Annotated in this window: 15 protein-coding genes; 6 read left to right on the plus strand and 9 right to left on the minus strand. The window is 33.0% G+C overall.

The window, feature by feature from the left end; all coding sequences use genetic code 11:
* Positions 1-54: 54 nt before the first annotated feature.
* A complete protein-coding gene (locus ATO12_RS22015; RefSeq protein ID WP_034246785.1) occupies positions 55-582 on the plus strand; it encodes a flavodoxin family protein in 528 nt (175 codons plus the stop codon).
* A 146-nt stretch (positions 583-728) separates the two neighbouring features.
* On the opposite strand, the gene ATO12_RS22020 is transcribed toward ATO12_RS22015, so the two are convergent.
* Positions 729-3,113, minus strand: coding sequence for a TonB-dependent receptor (locus tag ATO12_RS22020; protein ID WP_034246786.1), 2,385 nt, complete (start codon positions 3,111-3,113; stop codon positions 729-731).
* A 272-nt stretch (positions 3,114-3,385) separates the two neighbouring features.
* Here ATO12_RS22020 and ATO12_RS25170 point away from each other — a divergent pair, with 272 nt between their 5' ends.
* Genes ATO12_RS25170 through ATO12_RS22035 form a run of 3 tightly spaced genes read left to right on the plus strand, consistent with a single transcriptional unit; the run spans position 3,386 to position 5,857 of the window.
* Entirely contained in the window at positions 3,386-4,465 is a 1,080-nt protein-coding gene (locus ATO12_RS25170) for a sensor histidine kinase (protein WP_051576026.1), read from the plus strand.
* A gap of 1 nt (position 4,466) precedes the next feature.
* The gene (locus ATO12_RS22030) at positions 4,467-5,225 is read left to right on the plus strand and encodes a LytR/AlgR family response regulator transcription factor (RefSeq protein WP_034246788.1); all 759 of its coding nucleotides are present in this window, start codon (positions 4,467-4,469) and stop codon (positions 5,223-5,225) included.
* Between the two features lie 8 nt (positions 5,226-5,233).
* Positions 5,234-5,857, plus strand: a complete 624-nt coding sequence (locus tag ATO12_RS22035; RefSeq protein WP_034246898.1) for a DUF2306 domain-containing protein — start codon at positions 5,234-5,236, stop codon at positions 5,855-5,857.
* Between the two features lie 74 nt (positions 5,858-5,931).
* Here ATO12_RS22035 and ATO12_RS22040 read toward each other — a convergent pair whose 3' ends face one another.
* The 4 genes from ATO12_RS22040 to ATO12_RS22055 form a co-directional block, all read right to left on the minus strand.
* The gene (locus tag ATO12_RS22040; protein WP_034246790.1) at positions 5,932-6,111 is read right to left on the minus strand and encodes a hypothetical protein; all 180 of its coding nucleotides are present in this window, start codon (positions 6,109-6,111) and stop codon (positions 5,932-5,934) included.
* A 3-nt stretch (positions 6,112-6,114) separates the two neighbouring features.
* Positions 6,115-6,969 (minus strand): SPFH domain-containing protein, encoded by an 855-nt coding sequence (locus ATO12_RS22045; RefSeq protein ID WP_034246792.1) that lies wholly within the window; start codon positions 6,967-6,969, stop codon positions 6,115-6,117.
* Positions 6,970-7,162: 193 nt separating this feature from the next.
* Entirely contained in the window at positions 7,163-7,600 is a 438-nt protein-coding gene (locus ATO12_RS22050; RefSeq protein WP_034246794.1) for an Hsp20/alpha crystallin family protein, read from the minus strand.
* Between the two features lie 283 nt (positions 7,601-7,883).
* Complete coding sequence (locus ATO12_RS22055) at positions 7,884-8,285, minus strand: hypothetical protein (protein WP_034246796.1); 402 nt, start codon at positions 8,283-8,285, stop codon at positions 7,884-7,886.
* A 116-nt stretch (positions 8,286-8,401) separates the two neighbouring features.
* Here ATO12_RS22055 and ATO12_RS22060 point away from each other — a divergent pair, with 116 nt between their 5' ends.
* Both ATO12_RS22060 and ATO12_RS22065 read left to right on the plus strand, forming a co-directional pair.
* Entirely contained in the window at positions 8,402-8,656 is a 255-nt protein-coding gene (locus ATO12_RS22060; RefSeq protein ID WP_034246799.1) for a DUF1456 family protein, read from the plus strand.
* 91 nt (positions 8,657-8,747) lie between these two features.
* Positions 8,748-10,352, plus strand: coding sequence for a class I SAM-dependent methyltransferase (locus ATO12_RS22065; RefSeq protein WP_034246801.1), 1,605 nt, complete (start codon positions 8,748-8,750; stop codon positions 10,350-10,352).
* A gap of 57 nt (positions 10,353-10,409) precedes the next feature.
* Here ATO12_RS22065 and ATO12_RS22070 read toward each other — a convergent pair whose 3' ends face one another.
* The 4 genes from ATO12_RS22070 to ATO12_RS22085 form a co-directional block, all read right to left on the minus strand.
* A complete protein-coding gene (locus ATO12_RS22070) occupies positions 10,410-10,742 on the minus strand; it encodes a hypothetical protein (RefSeq protein WP_034246803.1) in 333 nt (110 codons plus the stop codon).
* Between the two features lie 150 nt (positions 10,743-10,892).
* A complete protein-coding gene (locus ATO12_RS22075; RefSeq protein ID WP_034246805.1) occupies positions 10,893-11,399 on the minus strand; it encodes a cupin domain-containing protein in 507 nt (168 codons plus the stop codon).
* Positions 11,400-11,488: 89 nt separating this feature from the next.
* A complete protein-coding gene (sucC, locus tag ATO12_RS22080; protein ID WP_034246807.1) occupies positions 11,489-12,682 on the minus strand; it encodes an ADP-forming succinate--CoA ligase subunit beta in 1,194 nt (397 codons plus the stop codon).
* A gap of 152 nt (positions 12,683-12,834) precedes the next feature.
* Positions 12,835-13,470 carry an LON peptidase substrate-binding domain-containing protein gene (locus ATO12_RS22085; protein ID WP_034246809.1) on the minus strand — a complete coding sequence of 212 codons (636 nt, stop codon included), beginning with the start codon at positions 13,468-13,470 and terminating at the stop codon, positions 12,835-12,837.
* Positions 13,471-13,577: the final 107 nt, after the last annotated feature.

Below are 13,577 nucleotides of genomic sequence, written 5' to 3' on the forward strand. Positions count from 1 at the left end.
TTGATATGTGCTATAAACAAAATAGCTTTGTTCTGTAATCTTTAAACCCAGAATATGAGAGGCGTAATACTACAAGGAAGTTCGAAAAGTAATGGAAATACTAACAAAATAACATTATTTATAAAAGAAAGAACCGGATTCGATATTATAGATTTGAAATCTAAAAACATCGGTCCTTTTGATTATGATTTTAAGAATAGGGATGACGATTTTTTACCCACAATAAAAGAAATTGTAGAGAACTATGACACTCTTATTTTTGCTACACCAGTATATTGGTATGCAATGAGTGGAATAATGAAAAATTTTATGGATAGGATAACTGATTGTATAAAAGTCGAAAAGACAACCGGAAGAAAGTTAGCAGGAAAAAAGATGGGAATGATAAGCTGTGGTTCTGGATCAGAATTAAAAGAAGGTTTTACAATGCCATTTATAGAAAGTGCACATTATCTTGGTATGGAGTATTTAGGAGATATTCATACATGGATAGAAGACGAAAATATTCCAAAGCAATTACAGAGTGATATCAATGTTTTTATTTCTGAAAAGATAAAAAGAGAGGGTAAACCAAAGCATTAATCATAATGATTAATGCTTTGTCAAAAATTACATACAATACTGTAGATAGATTTATTTGCTCTTAAAAATACCTCTAACTATCTTAAAGTAGTGTCTCGTACAAGCTTCTATGCTATTTATTGTCATATTAAAAGAGAAATATTTTTCTAGAACTGAAAGCGATACCCAAAATCAGGAAAGAATCCAATTTGATCTACCTGATCTACCTGATTCGTTAAACGGTTATAACGACGCGTAAAAATATTCTCATTATTCGTTACATTTTGAAGATCAACATAAAACTGATGAGAACGTTTTTTTGATTTACTATTGATTTTGTATCCAAATTTAACATCCCATCTAAAATAGGCATCATTTTGCTCACTAAAAGCTAAATCTTCTCGTAACACCTGAAAACCTGCCGATTGCGAAGCTTCTAGATTAACGGGAGTAAAATACCTTCCTCCCGATACAGTTAACTTAGTATCAAAAAACAATACATCTTTCTTGGTCTTACCAATAGTAAACTCTTTTCCGGCAAGAAGATTGGCTACATATCCATTATTAAACGGTGTGTTTCGTTCTATGCCATCACTTCCTTCGTATTTACTTTCGAATAGTGAAGTGGTTAACAGTCCATAATATCCATCACTAAAAAACTTTTCTAAAGTCAATTCTATTCCCTGATTAAAACCTGTCCCTTCATTAACCAGTGATACCCTATCATTTTCGAATCCAAAGTCTGCTCCCTCTGTCAAAGAAGAATAACTTGACGAAAAGGGCTCTACCGCCGCCTTACTAACATCCTGATAATACACCTCTACTTTACCTCTCCAACCTTTACTAATTCTTACATCGTAACCTAACACATAATGATTACTTCTCACAAAATCAAGATCCAGATTGGTTTGCACCAATTCTCCATTAACATCTTCATTCAAAAATAATAATGGTAAAGGAACTGGTTGATGATGCAATCCATATCCGAAACTAAAGCGATGATTCTGATTCACCTTATAAGAAAGTCCTGCTCTGGGTTCAAATACAAATTGTTCATTCAGCGTACTATACTGACCGTGCAGCCCAGCATTTAATGTTAGTTTTTCGGTAAGTCTAAACTGCCCCTGAATATAGGGTTGAATAATACTTAGATTTTCGTCTATATCTGTAAACGTGAAAAGATCGGGGTCACCATCACCATCATTATCAGGTTGTTTTGTACGGTCTCGTGCTATAGACTCTATTCCAAAATTTTCTACCAAAACTCCTGTTCGCAATGTACTTTTACTGCTCAATTTAGAGTTAAAAAGCGTAGAAAACGTAAAGCGTGATTCTGTATTATCAGCTTCAGTATATTTTATAATACGTTCTTGCGGAGTGTTTTTTTCAATAAAACGATCTGCTCTAAATTCATTAGTTGCGAAAGATCCTGCTACTGTTGTTCTTAAAAAAGAGGATGAACCAATATTGATCTGGTGTTTAAGACCAATCACCCCAAAACCAGAATCTGCTTTAGAATTTTCATCTTCGGCAGCAAATAGATCATCCTCATCAATATCATCTCCGAGAAATTCAATATCAGAAAAACCTATAATCCCGAATAATGAGAAGTTACCCAATTTACTTTTTCCAAAATCTACATTAAACGAAACATCATAGTAATTAGGTGTAGCCGATGTTCCTCCTGCTCCTATCCCTAAAAGACTTACTAACGAATATCTCCCAGCTACCAAAAATGAACCATTATTTTTTCCTAATGGTCCTTCTGCCATTGCTTCTACTCCTGTAAAAATACCTACCTGCCCAGTATATTCATAGTCATCTATATTACCTTTTCTAAATCCAAGATCAAATACTCCTCCTATTGCATTTCCATATTCTGCCGGGAAAGCTGAAGTAATAAAATCTGAGTTTTTTAATAGGTTAGGGTTTAAAGCAGAAACTGGTCCCCCTGTCGTTCCCAACGTAGAATAATGATTAGGACTTGGTATAGGTACTCCTTCTAACCGCCATAGTAATCCAACAGGAGAGTTACCCCGTATCACAATATCATTTCTACTATCATCGGGAGAAGAAACACCTGCAAAATTTGCTGCTAAACGACCAACATCACTCCGTCCTCCCGAAAAACGTGTTACTTCTTCTACTCCAAACTGTCTGGCCGAAACAGATGTAAGCTTATTTATAGCTTGTGCTTTGCCTGTTTCTGATGTAATAATAACCTCATCTAATCGATCAAAGGCTTCTATAAGTGCCACATTAACCGCTGCATCCTTACCAGAGGTTACCACAATATTCGGTATTGTAATTGATTCGAATCCAATGTAACTTACTCGTATCATTTGGCGGCCAAGCGGTACATTTTCTAATGTAAAATACCCATCTATATCGGTGATCACTCCAATAGCTTGTTCTACATTTAATAATTCAATTGTAGCTCCGGGTAAAGGGCTTTCTGATTGCTTGTCAACAACAAGACCTTTAATGATTCCTGTTTGTGCATTTGCTATGTATCCTAGTACAATAATAAATACAAAAGTGATTTTTCTCATGATTTGATTACTATTTTTTTCAAATCTGTAGTTTCTTTTTTAACTCTTAAAACTTAAAATACCCAGTTGGTATTTTTACTCTTGAAATGTCAAAAACAAGTCTGAATAGTATAAAATGAAATAGTCCCCAATATTATCGGGTCAAACGTTATTTAAAACAATTCAGCTTCTTATCTGACGATTGAATATGTCTAAAAATGATTATTGCACATCAGTTATGTATCTTTACCTATACTATTAAAAAAGGATATACCTATTATTGACTTGTACACATGATTTCTAAAGCATACATAAAGAAGTTTACATTTCGCTTTATCGTTATAAATGTGGTCTATTTTCTTATCAAATCCACTATCGATCACAGCGGAGATGTTACAGAATTTGATGCGACTAGTTTATTTTATTACTGTAGTGCTTTTTTCCTTTTTATATTCACCTGGGAAACCAACGATTGGTTAATTCGAAAGGAAATTAAATCCAATCAAGGTAAAAGTCTGGATTTAAATAATGGAATGAAGATTATTGCTATAAATATGGCGATTTTTATTCCTATAGCTGCTTTATTATATTATTTGGCAATTTTTGAATTTAATCATATATGCAAAATTAAGACTAATAAACCCTGGTTACTATTTAGAATAGATTTTTTCAGAGCTACACTCTTAGGTTTTGCCGTTGTTATTTTTAATCTCTTTTATTATTCTCTAAAACAGAAAAAAGAAATGGAAAATACGATGAACAAGCTAAAAAAAGAAGTCATGACTTCTAAATATAAGTCTTTAAAAAATCAAATTAGTCCACATTTTTTATTTAATAGTTTAAATACACTTACATCGCTAATGTATCAAGACAGGGATCTGGCTTCTGATTTTGTATCCAGATTGGCAACATGTTATAGATACATTCTGGATAATCGTGAAGAAGATCTGGTAAGCCTGGAAAAAGAATTAAGTTTTCTTGATTCTTTTATATTTATGATGAATGTAAGACATGAAGACGCCCTTAGCATTACTACTCATATTTCAGTTAACCCAAAAAAATATGTAATCCCTACCTTATCACTACAAATGCTTGTAGAAAACGCCTTAAAACACAATTATTACTCTAAAGAAAGGCCTTTGGAGATTAGTATTATTTCTATTGAAAAAAGCAGTATTCTTATTCAAAATAATTTACGGGTAAGAAAACAAAAAGAAGAATCAACACGATTAGGGCTTAAAAATATTAAAAAGAGGTATTCCTTTTATACAAATCAAGAAGTACTGGTAGAAACAGAGCATAAATATTTCAAGGTTACTCTCCCGCTATTGACCAAAGATATAAAAGAAGTTACCATGGTAAAAGTTTCATAAAATGACTGCTGTAATTGTTGAAGACGAAAATATAGCCTCTAAGCGCTTGGCAAATCTCATCGAAGAGTTAGCTCCAGAAATAAAGATTGCCGGTCAAATCACTTCTGTAGAAAACGGAAGGCATTGGTTCGAGAATAATCCACTCCCCGATCTAATATTCCTCGATATTCAATTAAATGATGGATACGGATTCGATATTTTAGATACGTTAGAAGATCACCCCCCTATTATATTTACTACAGCATATAACGAATATGCCATAAGAGGTTTTAAGTATAATGGATTAGATTACCTTCTAAAACCAATTGACAAAAAAGATTTAAAAAACGCTCTTGCCAAATACAAAAAGAGCTTTATAAGACCTGATACATTGATAGAAGATGCAAAATTCGAACGCATTAAAAACTTGTTTACAAAAGAATACAAGCGCCGTTTTATGATTAAAGTTGGAAATCAATTTAATACTTTTAATGTTGACGATATTGCTTATTTTAAATCACATGAAGGAGTTATTTTTTTGCACTCCCACACGGGGAAGCAATATCCTATTGAATATACTATAGATCAACTTGAGGAAATTCTAGATCCTGTTCATTTTTTTAGAATTAATAGAAAATTTATGATTTCTGTTAAAGCTGTAGTTGAGATTCACAGTTATTTTAATAGTAGATTATTATTAAAATTAAGACCTATGAACGATGAACAGGTCATTGTTTCCCGGGAGCGGACTTCTAATTTTAAAAAGTGGCTGGATCTTTAATTTCTCAGATGATAAAAAAAATTATCCAAGTCATTTTTGCTCTATTAGGTACTATAATAGGTCTCTATCCTTTTCTGTATTTTACCGCTCCAAAGTTTGGGTTATTATCCTCAAAAGAAAGTGAATTATTAACAGATATAGTATGGAATATTGCCTTTTATAATCATATCTTTTTAGGAGGTATTGCGCTATTAACAGGCTGGATTCAGTTTAATAAAAAAATAAGAGTCTCTCGGCTAGAGTTACATAAACGTATAGGGAAAATCTATGTAATTACGGTTTTTATAAGCGGGATTTCAGGAATTTACATTGGTTTATTTGCCACAGGAGGAGTTATCGCATCTCTAGGATTTATATCCTTAGGAATACTTTGGGTATATACCACTGCAAAAGGATACTGGTACGCCAAAACTACCCAAATCATCCAGCACCAAACTATGATGTATTATAGCTATGCTGCATGTTTTTCTGCAGTAACTCTTAGAATATGGTTACCTGTACTTATTATGCTTATAGGAGATTTTATCATTGCATATCGAATAGTAGCATGGCTTTGCTGGATTCCAAATCTCATCTTTGCATATTATCTAGTAAGTAAAATCAAATCCAAATCGGTTGTAAATCCCATTTAAACATCACTATAAAAAATGCTCCTGATATAATATCCCAGAGCATTTTTATACTATTAATTATTTATTTTTTTACGCTATTCATCAGAATCGTTAGATTTATTTTTAGATTTCAAACGCTTAGCATCTTTAAGGCTTTTATGTATCATCCATTCTAGTTGCCCATTAACACTTCGAAACTCATCATCAGCCCATTTTTCAATCGACTTAAAGGTTTCTGGGTCTATTCTTAGAACAAATGATTTTTTCTTACTCATAAATTACGAATGTAACGTTCCGGTATTAATTACTGGTGTTGCTTCTTTATCGCCGCACAGAACTACCATTAAATTACTTACCATAGATGCTTTTTTATCTTCATCAAAATCTATAATATCATCTGCAGATAATTTGGTCAAAGCGTCTTCTACCATACCAACAGCTCCTTCTACTATTTTTTTACGCGCTGCTACGATAGCTACAGCTTGCTGTCTTTTTAACATCGAATTTGCTATCTCTGGAGCATATGCCAGATATCCAATTCTGGCTTCAAGAACTTTTATTCCTGCAATAGCCAAACGTTCTGTTATTTCATTTTCTAAAGCCTCATTTACTTCATCCATACCAGATAATAATGTTACTTCCTGTTGCCCATCAGCAAAATTATCATAAGGATAAGAACCTGCAAGTTTTCTAACGGCTGCATCTGTTTGTACTCTTACAAACTCTTCGTACTGATCAACATCAAAGGCTGCCTTATATGTATCTGCTACTTTCCACACCAAAATTACATTAATCAAAATTGGATTGCCAATTTTATCATTCACTTTTACCCGTTCGCTATAGAAGTTTCTGGCTCTCAAAGAAATTCTTTGCCTCGCATAAAAAGGATTCGCCCAAAAGAAACCATTATCCTTTACTGTTCCTTTATACGCTCCAAATAACACCATTACTTTAGAACTATTGGGGTTTACAATAAAAAAACCTTTAATGATAAACAATATCACCGCCATTAGAATTACAAACAAAGGATTTTCACTTACAACCAAACCAGTAATCATCCCTATTATAACTAATAAAAGTAAACCTAACATTAGATAACCGCTACTTGCTTTTATATTTTTTTCATGTTTCATAATAATATCATTTTGATATCACAATAATACGAATAATTTTCTAATATTTTGAAGATTGGTCAAATATTAACTATTTAAAGAAGTAATAATGACTTAGTTGAACTCTTTTAGATTTGAGCTAAAAAATAAAAACGCTCTTTATAACAAAGAGCGTTTTTGAAACATTAACTAACTAAATCTCAAATCAATCAAATCATGAAATCTCAATCAACCTTTTTGGTTGTACTTTTGCTTCTTCTTTTTTAGGAAGTTTTACCAATAACACTCCATTTTCATATGAAGCTCCTATTTTATTACCATTTACTGCTTCTGGCAAGCTAAATGAACGTTTAAATGCATTGTACCCAAATTCTTTTCGTGTGTATTTACCTTTTTCATCTTTAGTTTCTTTTTCTGATGTGCTCTCTGAAGAAATGGTAAGCACATCATTATTCAATTCAATACTAAAGTCTTCTTTGGCAAGTCCTGGCGCAGCCAATTCTACCACAAAATCTTCATCTGTTTCTTTAACATTAACTGCTGGAGTACTTACACCTATTTTATTGATATTAGATGTTCCACCAAGCCAATCGGTAGTAAAGAAATCATCGAAAAGAAAAGGTAATCTGTCTGTTTTTTTTAGTAAACTCATTGTATATTTTTTTAAGGTTATTCAAAATTTCAATTACAATGAGTATATAACAATTTAGGTTCCGTTTCAGTTTTTACGACATTTTGTCACTAAAATACATTAAAATAATGACGTTTTGTCAAAATATATTTTCATAAGAATGACAAAAAAGCTTAAATATTTGAAAAATTAGTAATCACTCTCTCGATCAGAAAACATCCAGATAAAAAAGATCCCGCTCTAAAGCGAGATAATTCGATCTAGCAAACTCAATTCACTTTCAGCACTTGAGTTTACGATCTCATTAATTATAAAAACGTGTAAAAATAGAGATCAATTCCTTTGGCGGAATAACTTTATTAGGGTATTCATGCATTTTTTCAAGCACCATATCAACCGCCTCTGACCTTAATCCCATATGCAGTCCCATTTCTTTTATCTTTTGAATTTCTAATAAAGAAGTCTCTTTATCGATATTCATAAGCAGCACCAATCTATGAAATTGAAGAATTCTTTGTGACTCGGGCTGTAAATTCTTTTTTTCTACCCCTTCTTCTACCAAAGTATCCACCTCTTCTTTTGTTATCTTAAGTTGCGATGCTATAACCAGGATAAAATTATATTCTTGTTCTTTAAATTTCTTATCTGCTTTAGCAAACTGTATCATTTCAGAAAGCAAACTTAACTTCTCTTCTTTACTATACATAAACCAATTACTTTTTGTCGAAAATAGTAATTTTCAACTAAACTCGTAGAACATTCTTCATACTTAACTTCTCATTTTAGTCCCATTATCAATTCAAAAAGACATACCTTTGCAGTATGGGTTTAACAAACAATGATATTTTTAAAAAGTTAAGAGTTGCACATAAATTACGGGATGACGATATTGTAAAAATCTGTGCGCTGGTAGATTTTAAAGTAACTAAAAGCGAACTAGGTGCATTTTTCAGAAATGAAAACCATCCCAAATACATGGAATGTGGCGATCAAATCCTACGTAACTTCTTAAATGGATTAATTATTCATCTTAGAGGCCCGATGCCCGAAAAAAAGAAAGACGCCACAAAGAAATAAGAATACCAACTAACGTTTTTACTTCAAAATAAATGCTTAATTTGGTTGAGACTAATAATTTTTACTCAACAATTATTCAACTTAAGTATCTATGCTTACTGCAGCCGAAAAACAATTGTTTAGAGAAGAGCTTTTCTGTCATTTAGATGGGATTGCTGTAGCCCCTGTTGCCTATTCTCTTTATAAAAATAATATTACCGATTATTTAATTAGCCATAAAGAAACATCAATTTCACAGATTTCGGTATCACATAAGATCAATGAAGGATATTTAAATGTCGCTCTACGTATACTAAGTGCTCAAGGTTGGCTGGATTATGAAGTAAATAAGGATGATGTAATTATAAAAATCAATACACTTTCTGAATTGGCTTTTAATCATTTTCATCTATATGAAGACGTAGTCAATCTATTAGAATATTCTGGCAAATTTCACCCTAGAAAATTTGAATTAGAGCCTTTTCATAAGCTAGAGCAGCTATTTAAAAAATATCAAAACCGTTTTAACCTGCCCGCTGAAAAAGATAGTACAATTACTCAGGTCCAGAATCAAGTTCTTAAGCATATCGAGGGTATTCTGGTAGGGCCAACTACAGTACACTTGGGTATGGGTGGTATGTTTCATAAATATTTCATGGAAGCATCTTTTAGTGCAGATGAATACCATAAATTTCCTGAAAGCTTTAACACCATCCTTACATTCTTAAGCTACCTGGGGTGGTTTAGTAAATCAAATGACAATTACACATTTACCAATAAAGGATTGTTTTTTGCCAAAAGAGCTTCTGCCTATGGTGTTACTGTTTCATACATCCCTATGTTTCGACAAATGGACGCTTTATTATTTGGGGATCCCAATGTACTATGGAATCCCGAAGGCGATACCGAAATACATGTAGATCGGGAGATGAATGTATGGGGGAGCGGAGGTGCACATACTACCTATTTCAAAAAGATTGATGAAATCATTATTAGCCTGTTTAACAAACCTCTAGACGAGCAACCTAAAGGAATTCTGGATATGGGGTGTGGCAATGGCGCTTTTTTGATCCATCTTTTTGAAGTTATTGAATCTAAAACACTTCGTGGTAAACACTTAGATGATTACCCTTTATTTTTGGTCGGTGCAGATTACAATAAAGCAGCTTTAAAAGTCACCAGAGCTAACCTAATCCAAGCGGATATATGGGCCAAAGTTATTTGGGGAGACATCAGTGATCCTGATTTATTAGAAAAAGATTTAAAAGAAAACTATACTATAGCATTAAAAGATTTATTATCAGTAAGAACTTTTCTAGACCACAACAGAATTTGGAGCGAACCGATTTCACAACTGGATACTCCTAGCGAATCTACTGGTGCATTTGCTTATCGGGGAAAACGATTACTTAATAGCGATGTTGAAAGAAATTTAAAAGATCATTTTAGAAAATGGGCTCCGCATATTGAAAAATTCGGGTTAATTGTCATAGAACTACATACGATATCCCCAGATTTAACTGCTAAAAATCTTGGCAAAACTGCAGCTACCGCCTATGATGCTACGCATGGATTCTCTGATCAGTATATTTTAGAGATCGATTCTTTCTTAAAAGTAATTGAGGAAGTAGGGTTACAAAGTGATGACAAATACTTTTCTAAGTTTCCGAATTCTGACCTGGCAACGGTAAGTATTAATTATATTATCGGTAAATAAAAAAAGCCCCGGCTGATGATTTCCGGGACTTTTTATGCATTCACATGTTTTACAATCTTATTCTTCTACGATACGCACAGGCATCTTGAATACTTTAGCTTCAGAACCATATTGTGTTCCTACTTTTTTATAATTTAATCGACTCTTAATATAACCATCTAAGTTTTCACTTTTAGAATCAACAGATAACACTACGATCTCACCTTTACTATTTAAAGTAAATGTTACATAAGCGGTTAATTCTTTTTTAATTTTAAAAGATGGCTTCTTTAATAATGTTCTAATCTCCTTATTAAGAGCGTTTTCTATTTTCGTTGGGTTAGTACTCGCGCTTGCGACACTACTTACTGCGAAGGCAACTGCCAAAAGTAATACATTCAATTTTTTCATGATCTATTCGTTTTTATTGATTTATACTTATAAGACCATTGATTACTCAAATTTGTTACACTAAAAATGAATTTTTAACACAGATTAACAAACTAATCAAATGCAATTAACATAGAAACTCCCTAAAAAAGCCACTTCCCAGCTCTTGTGTTAATTTCTTGTAAGCTGAGTAATTACATCTTTGTGTTTTGGAAATTGTCGAATCAAATCTTTTCTTTCTGCCAACTCAAAATCATCGAAATCAAAACCTGGCGATACGGTACACCCCACTAAAGAATAACTATTTTCTTTTTTTACGCTAGAAGCAAACCAGCAACCGGCAGGAACTACCAATTGAGGTAGCTCTCCTTCTTCTAAATTCATACCTACAGAATAGCGACGATATTCTCCTTCTGTATCAATCACGTGCACAAACAAAGAAGCTCCTTCATAATAATGCCATATTTCATCCTGATTAATTTTATGAAACGCCGAAAAATTATCTGAAGTAAGAAGAAAATAGATAGCAGTACAATAATTACGTTCTCCACTATATGCTTCACCTAAAACATGTTGAGGAATACCCCCTTTGCTTCTATAGGTTTCTTTATAAAACCCACCTTCGGGATGTGGGTTCATATCTAATTTCTGAACTATTTTTTCTATCCTTGTATTCATCGTATTTATAATTTAGGTGTTTTTTTTATAAAAAAAAGAAGCGATCATTAATAGATCGCTTCTAATATATATTAAAATCTAATTAGTTATTACGCTAATACTGCCTGTACTTTATCGGCAGCTTCCTGGAACTGTACTGCACTTTGTACATCTAATCCACTATTGTCAATTAGTTCTTTTGCAATATCTGCATTAGTACCTTGCAAGCGAACTATAATTGGCACATTAATCGCATCACCCATATTTTTATATGCATCTACAACTCCTTGTGCTACTCGATCACAACGAACGATACCTCCAAAAATATTGATTAGAATTGCTTTTACATTTGGATCTTTAAGGATGATTCTAAATGCAGTTTCTACACGTTTTGCATCGGCAGTACCTCCTACATCAAGGAAATTTGCAGGCTCTCCTCCTGCTTGTTTAATCAAATCCATTGTTGCCATTGCAAGACCTGCACCATTTACCATACATCCTACATTTCCATCAAGATCAACATAATTCAGTCCTACTTCTTTTGCCTCAACCTCGATTGGGTTTTCTTCTCTGATATCACGCATATCTACATAGTTCTTATGACGATATAACGCATTATCATCCAAAGTCACCTTGGCATCTACTGCCATAATTTTATCATCGCTTGTCTTAAGAACAGGATTTATTTCGAATAAAGATGCATCTGATTTAACATAAGCTGTATATAATGACATTACAAATTTGGTCATTTCTTTAAAAGCGGCTCCGCTTAATCCCAAATTGAAAGCAACACGTCTTGCTTGAAAAGGAAGCAATCCAACAGCTGGATCAACTTCTTCTGTGAAAATTAGATGAGGAGTTTCTTCTGCTACAGTTTCGATATCCATACCACCTTCTGTAGAATACATAATCATATTACGTCCAGAAGTACGGTTTAGCAATACCGACATATAAAATTCATTCGGCTCGCTATCCCCAGGATAATATACATCTTCTGCAACTAATACCTGGTGAACTTTCTTACCTTCTGCCGAAGTTTGAGGAGTAATCAAATTCATTCCTATGATTTGTTCTGCTACCTCTTCTACTTCCTTAAGGTTTTTAGCTAGTTTTACTCCACCACCTTTTCCTCGTCCACCAGCGTGAACTTGCGCTTTAATTACATGCCATTCTGTTCCGGTTTCTGCAGTAAGTTGTTTTGCCGCAGCTACAGCCTCGTTTGCATTTTGTGCTACAATACCGCGCTGTATACGCACGCCAAAGCTATTTAATATCTCTTTACCCTGATACTCGTGTAAGTTCATACTATTATTTTTTTGCCTTTTTTAGGAGTTCCAAAAATAGGAAAAGTGAAGTTATTGTGCCAATCTTTTTATAGTAAAAAAAACCAACCTTTTTTTATGCCTTAATCCATCAAAAAATTGTGTAAACACAGGTAAAGATGACTTGCTATTCGTTACAGTTTAAAATCTTCAAAGTCCAAAGGGTCGAAATTTTTAAAATGCCCATTCATTTTGATCGCTTTTTTAGCGTTATTCATTTCTCTCACCACAGGAATTGTTTTTTTAAGATGACTAATCAAATATTTTAGTCTTTCTACTTCATTACGAAGTTTCAACAAATGATATTCCTGATGTAAAGACAATCCTATTTTATGTGCAACCTGATAACTTATAAAGGGAATATCAAATACAGGAGGGTTATCTATCGTTAATTCTACATACAGAATAGCAATATTTTTAAGCAATTCTTCCTGCAACTCTTCTTCACTACTATCATTATCGGTAAGAAATTCTACCTCTCCTCCTGCATATAGTTTACCAGGAAATTGCTGATAAAAGTTTGTGATTCTAAAAATTCTTGTACCCTCGCATATCACATCACTCTCTCCTCCCGGATATTTCTGAGCTATTTTTTGAAGTTTTACCTCGGTACCATACTCTAATTTTTCATCAATATATGTAGGTATACCAAATAAAACCCCTTCTTCTGCACAATCATTAATTAATTGCTGATACCTTTTTTCAAAAATATGTAAAGACAATCGCTCCTTGGGATAAACAACGGTTTGTAATGGAAAAAGAGGTAACATATTTTTTTTATTAAATGTACTAATTAAGACTGTTTATATTCCTTAAACACAAGTTAAAAATCTTAATTTTTCCTATGCTTTATATTTTTTCTTTTCAAGACGCAGAT

The sequence above is a fragment of the Aquimarina atlantica genome, assembly GCF_000626715.1.
Classification (GTDB): Bacteria; Bacteroidota; Bacteroidia; order Flavobacteriales; family Flavobacteriaceae; genus Aquimarina; species Aquimarina atlantica.